The sequence below is a fragment of the Pseudomonas sp. TH39(2020) genome (genome assembly GCF_016650715.1).
Taxonomy (GTDB): Bacteria; Pseudomonadota; Gammaproteobacteria; order Pseudomonadales; family Pseudomonadaceae; genus Aquipseudomonas; species Aquipseudomonas mandelii_C.
The window spans coordinates 715,787-733,045 of the sequence record NZ_JAEKFF010000007.1 but is presented as its reverse complement, the minus strand read 5'-3'; the positions used below and the strand labels follow the sequence as shown (position 1 = coordinate 733,045).

General features: G+C 60.2%; 15 protein-coding genes. 7 read left to right on the top strand and 8 right to left on the bottom strand.

Going from position 1 to position 17,259, the window contains the following annotated elements; translation table 11 throughout:
• Nucleotides 1-11: 11 nt before the first annotated feature.
• On the bottom strand, nucleotides 12-932 hold the full coding sequence (locus JFU47_RS23805) for a LysR family transcriptional regulator (protein WP_201186029.1): 921 nt from the start codon (nucleotides 930-932) through the stop codon (nucleotides 12-14).
• A 105-nt stretch (nucleotides 933-1,037) separates the two neighbouring features.
• Here JFU47_RS23805 and JFU47_RS23800 point away from each other — a divergent pair, with 105 nt between their 5' ends.
• The 3 genes from JFU47_RS23800 to JFU47_RS23790 all read left to right on the top strand — a co-directional run bounded on the left by JFU47_RS23800 (nucleotide 1,038) and on the right by JFU47_RS23790 (nucleotide 4,059).
• Nucleotides 1,038-1,637, top strand: a complete 600-nt coding sequence (locus JFU47_RS23800; protein ID WP_201186027.1) for a short chain dehydrogenase — start codon at nucleotides 1,038-1,040, stop codon at nucleotides 1,635-1,637.
• A 59-nt stretch (nucleotides 1,638-1,696) separates the two neighbouring features.
• Complete coding sequence (locus JFU47_RS23795) at nucleotides 1,697-2,350, top strand: COG3650 family protein (protein ID WP_201186025.1); 654 nt, start codon at nucleotides 1,697-1,699, stop codon at nucleotides 2,348-2,350.
• Nucleotides 2,351-2,445: 95 nt separating this feature from the next.
• Nucleotides 2,446-4,059, top strand: coding sequence for an NAD(P)/FAD-dependent oxidoreductase (locus JFU47_RS23790; protein WP_140677540.1), 1,614 nt, complete (start codon nucleotides 2,446-2,448; stop codon nucleotides 4,057-4,059).
• A gap of 135 nt (nucleotides 4,060-4,194) precedes the next feature.
• Here the strand turns inward: JFU47_RS23790 and JFU47_RS23785 are convergent, their stop codons facing one another.
• The gene (locus JFU47_RS23785; RefSeq protein WP_140677541.1) at nucleotides 4,195-5,289 is read right to left on the bottom strand and encodes a PLP-dependent cysteine synthase family protein; all 1,095 of its coding nucleotides are present in this window, start codon (nucleotides 5,287-5,289) and stop codon (nucleotides 4,195-4,197) included.
• A gap of 239 nt (nucleotides 5,290-5,528) precedes the next feature.
• Between JFU47_RS23785 and nhaA the strand changes: the two genes are divergently transcribed.
• The 3 genes from nhaA (at nucleotide 5,529) to JFU47_RS23770 (ending at nucleotide 8,290) form a co-directional block, all read left to right on the top strand.
• Nucleotides 5,529-6,716, top strand: coding sequence for a Na+/H+ antiporter NhaA (gene nhaA, locus JFU47_RS23780; protein WP_201186023.1), 1,188 nt, complete (start codon nucleotides 5,529-5,531; stop codon nucleotides 6,714-6,716).
• Nucleotides 6,717-6,837: 121 nt separating this feature from the next.
• The gene (locus JFU47_RS23775) at nucleotides 6,838-8,028 is read left to right on the top strand and encodes an S-type pyocin domain-containing protein (protein ID WP_201186021.1); all 1,191 of its coding nucleotides are present in this window, start codon (nucleotides 6,838-6,840) and stop codon (nucleotides 8,026-8,028) included.
• 10 nt (nucleotides 8,029-8,038) lie between these two features.
• Entirely contained in the window at nucleotides 8,039-8,290 is a 252-nt protein-coding gene (locus tag JFU47_RS23770; RefSeq protein ID WP_201186019.1) for a pyocin S6 family toxin immunity protein, read from the top strand.
• A gap of 67 nt (nucleotides 8,291-8,357) precedes the next feature.
• Here JFU47_RS23770 and JFU47_RS23765 read toward each other — a convergent pair whose 3' ends face one another.
• Nucleotides 8,358-8,822, bottom strand: coding sequence for a glycine zipper 2TM domain-containing protein (locus JFU47_RS23765; protein WP_056739294.1), 465 nt, complete (start codon nucleotides 8,820-8,822; stop codon nucleotides 8,358-8,360).
• A gap of 168 nt (nucleotides 8,823-8,990) precedes the next feature.
• On the opposite strand from JFU47_RS23765, the gene JFU47_RS23760 reads away from it, so the two are divergent.
• Nucleotides 8,991-9,227, top strand: a complete 237-nt coding sequence (locus tag JFU47_RS23760; RefSeq protein ID WP_140892460.1) for a hypothetical protein — start codon at nucleotides 8,991-8,993, stop codon at nucleotides 9,225-9,227.
• A gap of 5 nt (nucleotides 9,228-9,232) precedes the next feature.
• On the opposite strand, the gene pdxH is transcribed toward JFU47_RS23760, so the two are convergent.
• From pdxH to dinG, 5 genes are all read right to left on the bottom strand, one after another.
• Entirely contained in the window at nucleotides 9,233-9,880 is a 648-nt protein-coding gene (pdxH, locus tag JFU47_RS23755; protein WP_201186017.1) for a pyridoxamine 5'-phosphate oxidase, read from the bottom strand.
• Between the two features lie 24 nt (nucleotides 9,881-9,904).
• Nucleotides 9,905-11,020 (bottom strand): OmpA family protein, encoded by a 1,116-nt coding sequence (locus JFU47_RS23750; protein WP_201186015.1) that lies wholly within the window; start codon nucleotides 11,018-11,020, stop codon nucleotides 9,905-9,907.
• A 112-nt stretch (nucleotides 11,021-11,132) separates the two neighbouring features.
• Complete coding sequence (locus JFU47_RS23745) at nucleotides 11,133-12,278, bottom strand: serine hydrolase (protein WP_201186013.1); 1,146 nt, start codon at nucleotides 12,276-12,278, stop codon at nucleotides 11,133-11,135.
• A 139-nt stretch (nucleotides 12,279-12,417) separates the two neighbouring features.
• Entirely contained in the window at nucleotides 12,418-14,934 is a 2,517-nt protein-coding gene (locus JFU47_RS23740) for a beta-galactosidase (RefSeq protein ID WP_201186011.1), read from the bottom strand.
• Nucleotides 14,935-15,029: 95 nt separating this feature from the next.
• Nucleotides 15,030-17,174, bottom strand: coding sequence for an ATP-dependent DNA helicase DinG (gene dinG, locus JFU47_RS23735; protein WP_140677557.1), 2,145 nt, complete (start codon nucleotides 17,172-17,174; stop codon nucleotides 15,030-15,032).
• Nucleotides 17,175-17,259: the final 85 nt, after the last annotated feature.

The following is a 17,259-nucleotide window of genomic DNA, read 5'->3' as shown; positions in this document are numbered from 1 at the left end:
CCCACAGGGATCTATGTGGTGTGCTGGAGTCGATCCAGCGCTTCGCCGCTGCGCTTGAACCAGCCGATCAGGTAATCCGCCAGCACTTGGGTGCGTTTCGGCAACCCTCCCTGATACGGGTGAACCAGGTACATCGGCATACGGCGGGTCTGATAGTCACGCAGGAGCCAGCGCAAACGTCCGTCAGCCAATTCGGCTTGCAACAAGTAGGACGGCAACCGCGCAATACCGGCGCCGGCCAGTGCAGCTTTCTTCAACAGGCTGTAATGGTTGCTGGCGAACGGTCCCGAGACCCGCACCCGCAACAATTCGTGCTGCTGGTGATAGAGCCACTCTTCGCGACCGCTGTAATGGCTGTTGAGCAAGCAACGATGTTCAGCGAGCGCTTGAGGCGTCAACGGTTCGCCGTATTGCTCAAGGTAAGCCGGGCTGGCGCAGGTCATTTCATGCCAGGCTAATAGCGGCCGGGCCACCAGGCGCTCGTCATTGCCCACCTCGGAGCGAACCGCCAGATCAAACCCGTCGCGGGACAAATCACGGTAGCTGTTGCTCAGGTCCAGCTCGATCTGCACCTCGGGATATTTGCCAGAGAACTCCAGCAACAAGCCATCGAAGAAGGTTTCCCCCAACGACACGGGAACCGTCATACGCACCGGCCCGGCCATGTCGTCCTTCAGCCGCGCCAATGCCTGACGCGCCCTCTCGACTTGGACTACGAGCGCCTGGGCTTGCGGCAACAGCGCCGCACCCGCAGCCGTCAGGCTCAAACGGCGGGTGGTGCGTTGCAGCAGCACCACTGAAAACCGCGATTCCAGTTGGCTGATGCGCTTGGACAACTGTCCTTTGCTGCACCCCAGCTGCTGCGCCGCCAGTGTGAAACTTCCTGCTTCAATCAATATCGCGAACGCCGCCAGATCATCCATTTCGCTCATGGATTGTTTCCATTTGAAAACCAAAGGTTGCCTATTAGCGCGCTTATCAATGGAAAAAACCACTCTAGACTGAAGCCTCTTTCAACCCATTCAAGGAACAGCAGCATGAAAATTCTTTTGATAGGCGCAGGCGGCACCATCGGTTCGGCGGTCGACAAGGAGCTGTCCGAGCGTCACGAGATCATCCGCATCGGCCGCAACAGCGGTGATTTGCATGTGGATATCAGCGACAGCGCTTCGATTCGCAAGCTGTTCGAGAAAACCGGCAAGTTCGATGCACTGGTCTGCGCCGCCGGCAACGTGACCTTCGCACCCCTCAGTGAAATGACCGAAGAAAGCTTCGCGCTTGGCCTGAAAGACAAGTTGATGGGCCAGGTCAATCTGCTGCTGATCGGCCGCGAGTTCGCCAATGACGGCGCCTCGTTTACCTTAACCACCGGCGTGCTCAGCCACGACCCGATTCGCAGCGGCGCCTCGGCAGCGCTGGTCAACGGCGCCCTTGACAGTTTCGTCCGCGCCGCCGCCATCGAACTGCCTCGTGGTCTGCGCGTTAATTCGGTGAGCCCGAACGTACTGGTCGAAGCCATGGGCAAATACGCGCCGTATTTCCGCGGCTACAAACCGGTTCCGGCAGCGGATGTGGCATTGGCCTACGCCAAAAGTGTGGAAGGCCTGCAAACAGGCCAGACCTTTCACGTGGGCTAAACCCTTGTGATGAACGGTCAGGCTGAGTAACGTGGCGGCACTTGTCTGGAGACTCAAAGATGCGTGTTGCCCGTTCCTTAGTCCTTGTTGCCCTGCTTCCGCTGTTTGCCGCCTGCCAGTTGCTCGATGGCCCGCGTGAAAGTGCCTCCCACGTGGGCCAGACCCGCATGCAGGGCCAGTTGACGGCGGCCGACGGCAAGCTGTTGTTCCAGCCGTGCAATGAACAGCGCAGTTATGTGGTCAACGACACCGGTGGCACCAGCGTGCTGCAAGAGGCCGCGACCCTGGCCGATGACCAAGGCAAGCTTTTTGCTGACGTACGCGGGCGGGTCGTCGACAGCCGCCTCGATCTTGCGCAGCTGTACCGCGTCGAGCGTTCGGGCACCGCGTGCAACGATCCGAATTTCAAATTGCTTATCCTCCGTGCCGCCGGCCATGGGCCTGAGTGGAACGTGAAAGTCAGCGGTAAAGGTATGGTCATCGAGCGCGCCGGCCAGCCGCCATTGGCCGTGCCCTACGTTGAAGAGCAACTGGGCGATGGCCGCTTCAACCTCAGCACCGAAGCCAACAACCAGCACATCGAATTGTGGGTTGCACCGCAACGTTGCGTCGACAGCACCACCGGCAGTGTCCAGCACATGAGCGCCGAACTGCGCATCGACGGCCAGGTTCAGCGTGGCTGCGGGTATTTCGGCGGTTCGCGTAACGACTGATCGTTTTAGCCTCACGGGAATCTTTCTTTGAGGCTTATAATCGCGGGCTTCAAACGCCTTGGCGCAGTTGTGCGCCCCGCGAACCGGATCCTGTCATGTTACGAATCACCGAACTCAAGCTGCCGATCGACCATCCCGAAGAAGACCTGCGCCCTGCCATCGTGCAGCGCCTGGGCATCGCCAGTGATGACCTGCTCGACTTCACCTTGTTCAAGCGCAGCTACGATGCGCGCAAAAAGTCTTCCGAACTGTGCTTCATCTACACCATCGACCTTAACGTTCGCGATGAGGCGGCGGTGCTGCACACGTTCGCCGATGACCGTAACGTCAACGTGGCGCCGGATGTCAGCTACAAAGTAGTCGGCCAGGCGCCGGCTGATCTTGAGCAACGTCCTGTGGTCGTGGGTTTCGGCCCCTGCGGGATTTTCGCCGGGCTGCTGCTGGCGCAAATGGGCTTCAAGCCGATCATCCTCGAGCGTGGCACCGAAGTGCGTCAGCGCACCAAGGACACGTGGGGGCTGTGGCGTAAAAACGTGCTTAACCCCGAATCCAACGTGCAGTTCGGTGAAGGCGGCGCAGGGACATTCTCCGACGGCAAGCTCTACAGCCAGATCAAAGACCCGAAATTCATCGGTCGCAAAGTCCTGCACGAGTTCGTCAAAGCGGGTGCGCCGGAAGAAATTCTCTACGTCAGCAAGCCGCACATCGGTACGTTCCGTCTGACCGGTGTCGTGGAAAACATGCGTGAGCAGATTCGTGCGTTGGGTGGCGAAGTGCGCTTTCAACAGCGCGTTACCGATGTGTTGATCGAAGACGGCCAACTGGTCGGCGTCGAGCTCAATGGCGGCGAGCAGATCCATTCGAAACACGTGATTCTGGCCCTCGGCCATAGTGCCCGGGACACCTTCCGCATGCTGCATGGCCGTGGCGTGTTCATGGAAGCCAAGCCGTTCTCGGTGGGTTTCCGCATCGAACACCCGCAGTCACTGATCGACCGCGCGCGTTTGGGCAAGTACGCCGGGCACCCGAAACTCGGGGCCGCCGATTACAAACTGGTGCACCACGCCAGCAACGGGCGTTCGGTCTACAGCTTCTGCATGTGCCCCGGCGGCACCGTGGTGGCGGCGACGTCCGAGCCGGGCCGCGTGGTCACCAACGGCATGAGCCAGTACTCGCGTAACGAGCGCAACGCCAACTCCGGGATCGTCGTCGGGATCACCCCGGAAGTCGATTATCCGGGCGGCCCGCTGGCGGGAATCGAGCTGCAGGAACGCCTGGAATCCCACGCCTTTGTGCTGGGCGGCAGCAACTACGAAGCGCCAGCGCAACTGGTCGGTGACTTCATTGCCGGCAAGCCGTCCACCGAGTTGGGCAGCGTAGAGCCGTCTTACAAACCGGGAGTTGCCTTGGGTGATTTGGCGCTGGCCTTGCCGGCGTTTGCCATCGAAGCCATTCGCGAAGCCTTGCCAGCGTTCGAGAAGCAGATTCGCGGGTACTCGCTGCACGACGCGGTGTTGACCGGGATCGAGACACGTACATCGTCGCCGCTGCGGATTACCCGTGACGAGTCGATGCAGAGCCTGAACGTGAAGGGCTTGTTCCCGGCGGGTGAAGGCGCGGGTTATGCGGGCGGGATTCTGTCGGCGGGTGTCGACGGGATTCGGATTGCAGAAGCCGTGGCCCGCGACATCCTCGGCCTCGAGGCCTGATACGCAACGCCTGAAACAACGCAATACCCTGTGGGAGCGAGCCTGCTCGCGAAAGCGGATTAACATTCAACAGATAGGTTGACTGAACTATCCATTTCGCGAGCAGGCTCGCTCCCACATTGGTTCAGCGTTGTGTCAGATGTTGGCGCGCAGCACAGTCGCAGGCAACGGCTCACCGCGCTCGACACTCCCCGCCACCGCATCCATCAAACCACTCAACTCATACCCTTGGGCCTTGAGCCAAGCCTGATCGTAATAGGTGGTGGCATAACGCTCGCCGCCATCACACAGAATCGCCACGATTGACCCCGACTCCCCCGCCGCCGCCATCTGCTGGGCCGCCATCAACGCGCCGATCAGGTTGGTCCCGCTCGACCCGCCAACCCGACGTCCCAAACGCTGCGCCAGGTAATGCATGGCCGCCAGAGACAGCGCGTCCGGCACTTTGACCATCGCATCGATCACTTTGGGCAGGAACGACGCTTCTACCCGAGGCCGACCAATGCCTTCAATCCGCGAACCGCATTCCAGACGCAGACTGGCGTCGCCGGTCTGGTAGTAATCGAAGAACACCGAACGCTCGGCATCGGCGCAGAGCACGCGGGTGCAATGCTGGCGGTAACGCACGTAACGGCCCAGCGTCGCGGTAGTGCCGCCAGTGCCGGGGCTGGAGATCAGCCAGCTCGGCTCGGGGTGCAGTTCGAAGCGCATTTGCTGGAAGATCGACTCAGCGATGTTGTTGTTCGCCCGCCAGTCGGTAGCGCGCTCGGCATAGGTGAACTGGTCGATGAAATGCCCATCGTGTTCGCGGGCCAGCCGCTCGGATTCGGCGTAGATCTGCGTCGGATCGTCGACCAAATGACTCTTGCCGCCGTAGAAAGCAATCTGCGCGATCTTCTCTTTGGAGGTGGTCGCCGGCATCACCGCAATGAACGGCAAGCCCAGCAAACTGGCGAAGTACGCCTCGGAAATCGCCGTCGAACCGCTGGACGCTTCAATCACCGGCGCCCCGGGCTTGAGCCAGCCATTACACAGCGCATACAGAAACAGCGAGCGCGCCAAACGGTGCTTCAGGCTACCGGTGGGATGACTGGACTCATCCTTGAAATACAACTCGATGCCCGGAAAACCCGGCAGCGGCAAGGGAATCAGGTGGGTGTCGGCGCTGCGCTGGAAGTCGGCTTCGATGATCCGGATGGCTTCGCGGGCCCACTGTCGGTTGTCGCTCATGGTGGTTTTCTCGTTGAGTCGGCCTTGTTGCAAGGCTCAGCTAACAAGCTTAGGAAAAAACCTACATCACGCACAGATACAGCTGAGGCTCAATACGCCCGACAACTGCTAGGCTCAGGTCCTTGCCGGCCCTTCGCGTTGTAACGGCATATAACAAAAAAGAATATAACTTTTGTTTTAACAACTAACGGTACGGGTTAGGGTGTGCCACCTTTTGAATTCATCGATGGAGAGCGACCTTGCCTCTGCGTAGCACTTTCACGCGTTTCTTCCAGTTGGAAGCTGCCAGCGGACTGTTATTGATCGCCGCTGCTGCCCTGGCTTTGATCATCAACAATTCCCCGCTGTCGTGGCTTTACAGCAATTTTCTGGACACTCCGGTCGTGGCGCAGGTCGGCGCGTTACAAATCGCCAAACCGGCGCTGCTGTGGATCAACGACGGCCTGATGGCTTTGTTCTTCCTGCTGATCGGTCTGGAAGTGAAGCGCGAAGTTCTTGACGGTCAATTGTCGAAACCGTCGCAAATCGTCCTGCCCGGCGCGGCGGCGATTGGCGGCATGGTGGTTCCGGCACTGATCTACTGGTTTCTGAACCGCGAAGACCCGGCAGCCCTGGGTGGCTGGGCCATTCCGATGGCCACCGACATCGCCTTCGCCCTCGGCGTACTGGCCCTGCTGGGTAAGCGGGTACCGGTGTCGCTGAAGCTTTTCCTGATGACCTTGGCGATTATTGACGACCTCGGCGCAATCATCGTCATTGCGATCTTCTACTCGGGTACGCTCTCGACCCTTTCGCTGTCTCTGGCCGCGACGTGCATCGTGGCACTGATCGCGATGAACCGGCTCGGGGTGGTCAAGCTCGGGCCCTACATGATCATCGGCCTGATCCTTTGGGTTTGTGTGCTCAAGAGCGGCGTCCACGCGACACTGGCCGGTGTGACCCTTGCCTTCTGTATCCCCCTGCGCACGAAAAACGCCGAACCTTCGCCGCTGCTGACCCTCGAACACGCCCTGCATCCATGGGTGGCCTACGGCATCCTGCCGCTGTTCGCCTTCGCCAACGCCGGCCTGTCCCTGAGTGGCGTGACCGTCGAAAGCTTCACCCACCACGTGCCGATGGGCATCGCTGTCGGTCTGCTGCTGGGCAAAACCCTCGGCGTCTTCGGCCTGACCTGGCTGGCCGTGAAAATCGGCATCGCCACCCTGCCCCAAGGCGCCAACTGGGGCCAGGTGTTGGGCGTGGCAATCCTCTGCGGCATCGGCTTCACCATGAGCCTGTTTGTCGGCTCCCTGGCGTTTGAGCCGGGTGTCAGTGAATACGCCGGGATGGATCGGATGGGGATTTTGACCGGTTCGATACTGGCGGCATTGATTGGTTATGCGGTGACGGCGGCGGCGAGTCGCAAGAGCGCCGCTCTGCAATCCTGATAAACAGAGACAACTCTTAGAGTCATTGAAGACTCGTCCTACAGCCACGACCAGCCTCGTTCGTTAACGTCGCACAGCCCCATTTTTGGGGACTGTCGACGTACGAACGCAAGGAAGATCAGTGGCTGGCAATAAGGACATTCCGCGGGTTAAGAACCCTCCGTCAGGCGACGGTCATCACGTCACTCACCGCTTTATGACGGCTACCGAACTGGCCGAGCGGGATGCCCGACAAAACGCTTACGATGCCATGCTCGCGAGGCAAGACAACTTCGAACGGAGTCGTGAGGTCGTCGCCAAAAAGCACGAAACCGTTCGCGCGGGCTGCGTCTTTGCCAAGTCCTGCAAGCTGCCGGACGCCATCATCGATTACTCGAATCCTTCGGGAATGGTGCCCACCGACAGCCTCAAGGACTACGGAGAAGTCGCCTGGCTCGGCGCTCGCGAAGTAGACGATACCGGGCTGCTGAATCTCGAAACCATCAGCGGCAGTACCGTCTCGCTCGGTATTGGTCGAATGGCTCTTCGCGCCCCGACTATCGCTGTTCCCACCGCAGCACTCGGTGCTGCTGGAACCACCCTATTGGCCGGCCTGGTCGCGTTCTTCTGGACGCCGAGCCTGGGCGACAGCGCGCTCTATACCGAAGATCAGTTGCGCGCCCTGAAACAGGCTCGAACTCGTGTTCGGCTAAGAGTCGAGCAACAGGCTGACGGCAGTCTCAAGGGATACGGTTTCTACACCGGCAAGAACCGCGATTGGGAAATGGTTGATGTCGTGAAGTTCAGCTTGCGCGGCAGTCAGCAGGTGGCGGATCTAGGGGATGGTGTTGAGCTGATCTGGACACCGGCCGTGGATGGTTCAGACATCCTCGGTATTCCAGCTCTGGAGGCTGCGCCGCAAGCGCCGCATATTTGGGTTTATCCGCCGACGAAAGCGGCGGATAGCATCATCGTGAATCCGGTGTATCCGCCTGAGTACAAGGATTTCATTCTTGTGTTTCCGGTGGGGTCGGGGGTAAATCCGGTTTATGTAGTGATGAGCATGCCGGGGGATCATAAGTACTATGATGATCCAGAAACTCTCCCTGGCTTCCCTGATGCACTCCCCGTAAAACCGAAGGTTTCAGTTCGAGGTGGAGGTAAAAAACGAGCCCGATGGCTAGACCGCAGAGGCCGGATATATGAATGGGATTCCAAAAGCGGTGCTGTAGAGCTTTACGATAAATTCGGAGTGCATTTGGGCGAATTCAATCACGTAACCGGCGAGCGAACTAAAAAGGCAAAGCCTGGTAGAAAAACCTCAAGAAACTGAAGAGAAAATTATGCGCTATCTATCCATCACCGGTTTTTACCCTGATGAAAAACAAGACAATTCATTGCAGTTCCAACTGACCATCAAAGACTATGAGATGAACCAGGCATTGGCTCAATTGACCGAGTCAAAAAAACTGGAAGAAATAGAGCCTGGAGAGCTGGAGCTGACAGGTGCTCAAATCCTACGGGTTGCCGAACTATTAGAAATCGACTTACCCGAGGGGTTGGAATATTACATAGGCCCCCGCGCCGCGTCGTGAAAATCCTTAACAAACAAAAACCCCGACCAGTCACCTGATCGGGGTTTTCTTTTACCCGTATTCCCGCTTAATGCGAAACGCGGCTAGTCCCATCAACAGTGGCAATCCGCACACGCTCGCCAACACGGAACACTTCATTTTCCTGAACCTGTTGCACGTAGGCGCGCATGCTGCCGTCGTCTTCACGCACGGTGATTTCCACGCCCTGAGTGCGGGTCAGGCCTTCTTCGGCTGCAGAACCTGCCAGACCGCCGGCGACGGCGCCGATCACCGCTGCCACGATGCTGCCGCGACCGCCACCGATGGCGCTACCGCCGACACCACCGACGACTGCGCCAGCGGCGCCGCCAATTGGGGTCTTGGTGCCTTCGATTTTGACCGGCCGCAGGGACTCGATAGTACCCATACGAACGGTCTGCACGCGACGCGCTTCGTCACGGGAATAGGAGTCACCGGTCAGGCTGGACTGGCAACCAGTGAGCAACATCGCCATCGTGGAAAAAGAAGCAACCAGCAGAACAGACTTACGCATAGCATCAACTCCAAAGGACAGGTATTCATTAAACTCCGCAGCTTGACGCCTGTCACGGCCTCGCCCGGATAAAATTGGTTTGATTCAGGCCCGGTACAGACACCTCCACGAACTCACCACACAGTAGCGGCAAATTCCGGAATCTGCGTCGCTGCCCCAAGGATTGTCATGGATTACTTCATCATTGTCGTCACTAGCGTTGCCGGATTGTATTTCCACTGGTGGCTATACGTGCGGATCAAACGCTGGATGGACCGCGATCTGGCGTTGGCACTCGCGGGTAAAGACGAGCAGAAAAAAGCGTTCATGCTCCAGCAACTGGCGAACGCTCAAGCGCAGAAGATCAAGCGCCGGGACCTGCCCCAGTGGCTTGAAGCCGCTGCAGCAGGTTATCCCAATCGGTAGACGGCTTAAGGTGCCAGACGTTCAAGAATCCAGTCGGCGCCCTGAAAGCGGTAGTTGAGGCGATCGTGCAGGCGGCTCGGACGGCCTTGCCAGAACTCGATGCGCTCCGGTAACAAACGGTAACCACCCCAGTGCTCAGGGCAATGAGGTTGCGTGTCGCTGAAACGTTGCTCGGTGTTCTTGAGCAGCGCTTCCAGCTCGGCACGATCGGCGATCACCCGGCTCTGGGGCGATGCCCAGGCGCCGAGACGACTGCCCAGCGGCCGGACCTGGAAGTAGGCGTCGGACTCCTCGGGCGTAACCTTCACCACCCGCCCTTCGATGCGCACCTGGCGCTCAAGGGCCGGCCAGAAAAAGGTCATCGCCGCGAACGGATTCGCGGCCAGATGCTGGCCCTTGGCACTGTCGTAGTTGGTGAAGAAGGTGAAACCCTGCTCGTCCAGCCCCTTGAGCAGCAGAATGCGGCAATGTGGCCGACCGTCCTGATCGACGGTGGCCAGGGTCATGGCGTTGGCTTCCACCGGCGCCTGCTCGGTTTTCACCGCGTTGGCGAACCACTGATGGAACAGCGCGAACGGCTCGGCCGGGGCTTGCGCCTCGGTCAGGCCATCACGGGTGTAGTCGCGACGCATATCAGCCAGGCCCTGGGTCATGGCGCATTCCTTTTGGTTAACGAATCACTTTTTTACAGTATCGGCGGTGTCCGCGACTTTTTTCGTGTCGGCAGCGGCTTTGGCCGGTGCAGTCTTTTTCGCCGGGGTCGCGGTTTTAGCCGGTGCCTTCTTGGCGGCGGCTTTCTTGGCCGGGGCTTTTTTCGCCGCAGGCACATCGGCTTTCTTCGCGGCTGGCGCCGGGGTAACCGGTTTGACCACTGGCTTGACGTCCTGGGCAGCGACCAACTTCACTGGCGCCGGGGCTGGCATGTTGTACTTGCTCAGCAACGCGACCATGGTGTTTTGCGGGGTTACCAGCAGTTCGACGCGACGGTTCAAGGCACGGCCTTCATTGCTGTCGTTGGCAGCACGCGGGGCTTCGCCACCCATACCGCGCAGCATCAGGCGATCGCGCTGCAGACCGCTGAGGCGGAAAATCGCTGCCACGGCCTGGGCACGCTCCTGGCTCAGTTTCACGTTGGCCGGTGCGGCGCCCGACGTATCACTGTGGCCCAGAATCAGTACGGCAGTTTTCGGATCGACTTCAAGGATTTTCGCGACGCGAGTGAACGGGCCGAGGGTCACCGGCAGCAACATGGCCGGACGGTCAGGGTTGAACGAGCCTTCTACCGGCGCGGTCACCACCAATACGTTTTCACGGCGCTCGAGTTGCAGGTTGCTACCCTTGATCGCTTCGCGCAGGCGCGGTTCGTAGTCGTCGAGCCAGGCCTGGGTAACTTTAGGATCAGGCATCGGCACGGCTTTGGCAGTGTTTTGCTCTTTGCCGCCGAACGGCCACCACCACTTGCCACCTGCATCGGCCTCAGCCTTGGCCACCTCGACCGGTTTGGCTTCAGGCTTGGCTTCCGCTTTTACCTCTGGCTTCTTGTCGAGAACTTCTTCGGAACCGAATGGCCAGTACCAAGGGTTGGAGCTTTCAGCCTTGGCAAGCGGAGCGGTCGCGGCAGGTTTCAAAGGTGCCGGGGCTGGGGTCGGAGCCGGAGCCGGGCCTTTAGCGGCGACTTTGTCGGAAGAACCGAACGGCCACCAGCTGCTGCCATCCGAGTCATTTTGTGGAGTTTGTGCGCAACCGGTAATAGCGAAGCACAGGGCCAAGGCGAGAGTTTTATGGGAAGACATTGGATATCCACAAAATAAGTAATGAAAAATCAGGCCGGATTGACCCGGATAAACAGACGCTTGGAAATCAAAAAGGCCTTGGGGTTCCGGCCCTGGAACCCCTGAGCGCGGTTTACAGACAAGTGGCCAGTGCCCGCACAAGCTTTTGTGCGCGCGGATCCATCAAGACGTACGGCCCCAGGGTATTTGTCACAAAGCCGAAGGCCACATCGTGTTCCGGATCGGCAAAGCCGATGGAGCCGCCAGCACCTGGATGTCCAAAGGCCCGAGGGCCAAGGCCATAGGTGGCGTTGGGGACATCCGGTTGATCGAGCATGCAACCCAGGCCAAAACGGGTCCGGGTCAGTAAAGTCTTGTCCTCGCCGACGCTGTGCTCGCGCGTCAGTTCCTCGAGCATTTCGCTTTCCAGCAAGCTGCCATCGAGCAAACCGGCATAGAACCCGGCCAGGCTGCGGGCATTGCCGTGGCCATTGGCGGCAGGTTGCTGCATGCGCCGCCACTCGGGTTTGTTGGTGCTGGTCATGATCGACGGCGGATTAGTAAACGCCCTCGTGGTCATGGCATTCGGCTCGCGCATGGTCACCTGCAGCAAGCGCTGGGCCGCGGTATCGCCGACATTGCCCTTGCCACGGGCGATGTGCGCCACACGATGGAACTCTTCGTCCGCCAGGCCGACGTGGAAATCCAGGCCCAAAGGCTTCGCAACCCGCGCCACGATGGACTCACCCGGGCCACGTCCGTCGGCACGACGCAACAATTCACCCACCAGCCAGCCGTAGGTGATAGCCGCATAACCGTGGCCAACCCCTGGCGTCCACCACGGCTCTTCGGCGGCCAGGGCGTCAACCATGGTTTGCCAGTCATAAAGGGCTTCCGGCGCCAACAGTTCTCGAACCGCCGGAAGACCGGCCTGATGGCAGAGCAGTTGACGCAAGGTCACGGACTCTTTGCCGGCGGCGGCGAACTCTGGCCAATAGCGGGCAACCGGTGCATCCAGTTGCAGCTTGCCTTCGGCCACCAGTTGCAGGGCGGTCACCGCAGTAAAGGTCTTGGTGCAGGAGAACAGATTGGCGATGGTGTCGCTGTGCCAGGCTTCGGTGCCATCCTTGTCAGCGCTGCCGGCCCAAAGGTCGACCACGGTTTCACCGCCGATCTGGATGCACAACGCTGCGCCACGTTCCTGAGGATCGTCGAACAGCGCCGCGAAAGCCTCACGCACCGCTTCGAACTTCAGCTCGTAAAAACCCTGAATCTGCACCCGCAACTCCTCTGGATAAACGCTCTACAAAGTGGCCGCATTGTTCCAGCCATTGAAGGTTTTGGGAACAGGGCCGGGCCGGGCGGTCGCCATCCCGCCCGGGTGAAACACTCAGAAAATCTTACGTACCTGTCAGCACTCAGTGGCCATTGCCGGAATGCCCACCCGCATGGCCAGCGCCCTGCCCTGCACCTTTGCCAGCATCGCCTTTTCTGCCGCCCTCAGCTGCCTGACCGGCTTTATCCGCCTCAGCCTTGGCCTTCTCGGCCTCTTTACCGAGCTGATCGACGGTCTGCAAATTGCTCTTGCGTACGCTGTCGACGAACCCCTGGAACGGCAGATCGGTAATGCCCACCAGCCCGAAGTGCCCGTTCTCGCCATCCAGCAGACGACCGGTAACCGGTTGATCAAGGTATTGGAACCAGTGCACGCCGACGATCGACGGTTCGCTCATCGCCTGTTTGAGGAAATTGGCGTAAGCGGGCCCACGGTCTTCTTCCTTGGCCAATTGCGTCACACCACCCCAGAACGGGCCGCGATCCGCCGAGCCAAAGTTGAACTCAGTGATCAGCACCGGTTTGTCCAGGCTGCGCAGTTTGGCGAAGTCGTAACCGTCCTGCGGTTGCAGGGTGTACATGTTGAAACTCAGCACGTCGCAATACTGGGCGCAGGACTCAACCGCTTCCGGGGTGCTGATGGCAAACCGGCCGCCCAGCAACAACTGGTTCGGCGCGTGCCACTTGAGCGAATCGGAAATGGTCTTGAAGTAAGTGTCGGCGAAGACCTTCTGGAAGTATTTGAAGTCGGCTTCGATTTCCGGGTGTTCGGCGCTTGGCAGCGGCGCTTCGAAGCCCGGATCTTCCATCAATTCCCAGGCTGGCAGGTCAATGCCCCAGGCTTTCGACAGGCCTGCCTGGTTGCGGTACTTGTCGCGCAATTGCTTGAGGAACGCGCGTTTGGCCGGCACGTCGGTGGTCATTTTCAAGGTGCCGTAGGCCAAGGCGTAACGGGCTTTCGGGTCGTCGCCGGGACCGGCCCAGGCCAATTCGTTGTCGGCAAAGTAGCCGATCAGCCATGGATCGTCGCGATGGTCGCGCGCGGCGATGGCCACGGCACGTTCGGTGGCCATGGCGAAACGCGGGTCAAACGGGTCAGGCATGCCGCCCCACCAGTCGGTGCCGGTGCTGATGCTGGCGTAATCGCCGACGATCGACAGCGGCAAGGTATAAGGCACGCGATCAGCGTTGGCCAGCGCCGGGGCGCTCCAGTTGCCGATGGTGTTGAAGCCCCAGGCTTGCAGGCGATCAAGGGTGTGGCTGGCCCAGCGCTGTTCATCAACCACCGCTTTGCAGGGTTCGGCAGGTGTTTGCTCAGCTGCTTTCGCGGCGGTCGCTTCAACGGCGCCGGTCTTGGCGGCTTCGGCGACACCAGATTCGGCCGTCGAAGGAACGACAGGTTGCTCCGCAGCCTTCTCCACCGTTGCCGTTGCCGCAACCGCGTCAGCCTTGGCCGCTTCGGCGACACCGGCCTTGGTGTCGCTGGTCACCACACACGGCGGACCATACAGACGCTGCAAGTTGGCGCCATAGAAGTCGTACCAGCGACCGGCATTGTAGCCTCGGCCCTGATCGACGCCGTTGCCACCACGGTTGTCGCCTTCGCCAAAATGGCTGGCCAGCGGCTCGTCGGGTTTGGGCAGGGACTCGAACATCCACTCGCGGCCGGCGACGTAGGTCTGGTCGACGTCCGGGGTGACGGTGTTGACCCCGAGCGAATAGAACGGATGCCCTTCCGGCGTCACCAGGTACCAGCGACCGTCGCGTTTTTCAGTGCGGAAAAAGCCGCTGGCCTTGAATGCCGGGCCTTTGTTCCAGCCACCAAACTTGTCCAGGGACGACTTCTCACGCTCGGCCAGCCAGGTTTTCAGTTGCTGATGTTCCTTGGCGGCGGCGTTTTTCAGTTGCTCGTCGCTGCTGATTTTCTCTGGCCATTTGGCCCGGGTCGACTGGCCGTAAGCGTCTACAAGGCCGCCAAAAGCCGCCTGGGTAGCTGCATCGCCGTCCTGCACACCAAAGCGTTCCAGCAGGATGCTTTGCGCGACTTTCGGCTGATCCATCGACAAGGTCACCGACACCACTTGGCTGCGCTCCAGCTCACCGGCGCTGCTGGCCAGCAATACACGTTGACCATCGAACGTCATCGGCATTGGCGGGCCGGCTTTGAGGCCAAGGCTCAATGGCGTAAATGGCTGCAGCGGCACCAATAAAGTTTGCGCAGGACCGGCCGGCAAGTCGACGCGGCTGACCAGCGTCTTGCCATCGTTGCTCTGGATTTTCACGTACAGGGTCACGGCCCAGTCCATTGCGCTCTGAATCCGCAAGCTCATGAAGCCCGACTGCGACCAGTCCCAGGCGCCCGTCTGCGGGGTCAGACGCAAGGTCGGTTGTGCCACCGGGTTGAACGTCACCCGACGCAGCACTTCGCCTTCGGCCGTTTGCTCGGCGTTGGATTGCGGCAGGCTGGCGTCCTGAGTCGCCACCTGGACCACATCGGCGGGGCGCACAAAGTTGAACAGCGTCTGTTGGCCGGCAGGGGCCGCCAGCAAAGGGGCTGCGAACATCAGAGCGAAAACAGCAGGCAACGAACGGCGGATCATAAGAACGAAGTTCTCCCTAACGACCAACAATGGCCAGTGGAAAAGCGATGACAGAGAGATAGACAACGCGGTGGGCAAATTTGCCCACCGGTGTATCAGGAAATTTCACGTCGGAAGGGTGGCAACGCATTGAGGATTGCCTTGCCGTAACGCTGGGTGACCAGGCGTCGATCGAGCAAGGTGATGGTGCCGCGGTCTTCTTCGGTGCGCAGCAAGCGACCGCAGGCCTGGACCAGCTTCAGCGAAGCATCCGGAACGGAGATTTCCATGAACGGATTGCCACCCCGAGCCTCGATCCACTCGGCCAGGGCCGCTTCGACCGGATCATCGGGCACCGAGAATGGAATCTTCGCGATCACCACGTGCTCGCAGTACGCACCAGGCAAGTCGACCCCTTCGGCAAAACTTGCCAGGCCGAACAACACACTGGAATCGCCGCCATCGACCCGCGCCTTGTGCTTGTTCAGGGTTTCCTGTTTCGACAGGTTGCCTTGAATGAACACTTGCTTGCGCCAGTCGCGGTCGAGGCCGTCGAACACGTCCTGCATCTGTTTGCGCGAGGAGAACAGCACCAGCGTGCCGCGCGAACCTTCGACCAATGCCGGCAAGTCGCGGATGATCGCTGCGGTGTGGGCCGGCGCATCACGCGGATCGGCCTTCAGGTCCGGCACCCGCAGCACGCCAGCATCAGCATGATGGAACGGGCTCGGGACCACTGCGGTCACGGCTTTTTTCGGCAGACCGGCGCGCATACGGAAACGATCGAAGGTGCCGAGCGCGGTCAAGGTCGCGGAGGTCACCAGAGCGCCGTAAGCCACGTTCCACAAATTGCGACGGAGCATTTCCGCCGCGAGGATCGGGCTGGCGTTGACCTCGATGTCGAACAGCGAGCCGCTTTCGGCCAGGGTCAGCCAGCGGGCCATCGGCGGGTTGTCTTCCGGGTCTTCAGCGGTGAACGCGCCCCACAACTCCCAATTGCCCGAAGAACGGGACAACAGGCTGCCGAACAGCGGATACCACTCTTCGGCCTGGTTACTGGCGATGCCAATATTGACCTCGCCGTCCATGCCTTCCTTGAGCAGTTCGGTCAGTCGGGTAAACAGATCGGTCAGACGGGCAAAGCCCTTCTTCAGTTCGACGCCCATTTCGCGCATGTGCTCGGGAATCACCCCGCCGACGAAACGATGACGCGGCCGCTCGCGACCTTCGACGTCTTCGCCGGGTTTGAAATCGGCAACCTGCTCACAGGCGCTGAACATGAATTGCTGCTGGGTTTTGATCTCGCGGGCCAGTTCCGGCACCTGCTCGATCAACTTGCCCAGATCGCCCGGCAGCGGGTGCTGGGCGAGTAATTTGGTGAGGTTCTTGGCGGTGGTTTCCAGCCAGTCGGCGGTGGAACGCAGACGCGTGTAATGGGCGAAATGGCCGATGGCCTTGTCCGGCAGGTGGTGGCCTTCGTCGAACACGTAGATGGTGTCGCGCGGGTCCGGCAACACGGCGCCGCCGCCCAGCGCCAGGTCGGCCAGGACCATGTCGTGGTTGGTGACGATCACGTCGACCTTGCCCATGCCTTCGCGGGCCTTGTAGAAGGCGCACTGGCCGAAGTTCGGGCAATGGCGGTTGGTGCACTGACTGTGATCGGTGGTCAGACGCGCCCAGTCGGCGTCTTCCAGGGCGGTGGACCAACTGTCACGGTCGCCGTCCCACTTATTGCCGGCGAGTTTCTCGATCATGCTGGTGAACAGCTTCTGACTGGCCTCGTCGACCTCGATCTTGAAACCTTCTTCTTCAAACAGCTGCGCCGTGGCGGTTTGCGCGTGACCTTCCTGGAGCAACATGTCGAGCTTGGACAGGCACATGTAGCGCCCGCGCCCCTTGGCCAGGGCAAAGCTGAAATTCAGCCCGCTGTTGCGCATCAGGTCGGGCAGATCCTTGTAGACGATCTGCTCTTGCAGGGCCACGGTGGCCGTGGCAATTACCAGACGTTTGCCGGCAGCCTTGGCCGTGGGGATGGCCGCCAGGCTGTAGGCCACGGTTTTGCCAGTACCGGTGCCGGCTTCCACCGCGACAATCGCGGGGTCGCCACTGCGCCGGCCTTCGTCGTCGGTGTCGATGTCACCGAGGACCTTGGCAATTTCGGCGATCATCAGGCGTTGCCCGTAGCGCGGTTTGAGGCTCTTGGCTTCGAGAAAACGCGTGTAGGCGCCCTGGATCGTGGTTTTGAGTTCAGTGCTGATCATGGATTGTCGGGCGCAAAAAACGCTGGATAAATTTTCAGTGGTTCGGATCGGCCGCTATCATACCCCGCTAATTAATCCCGCGCAG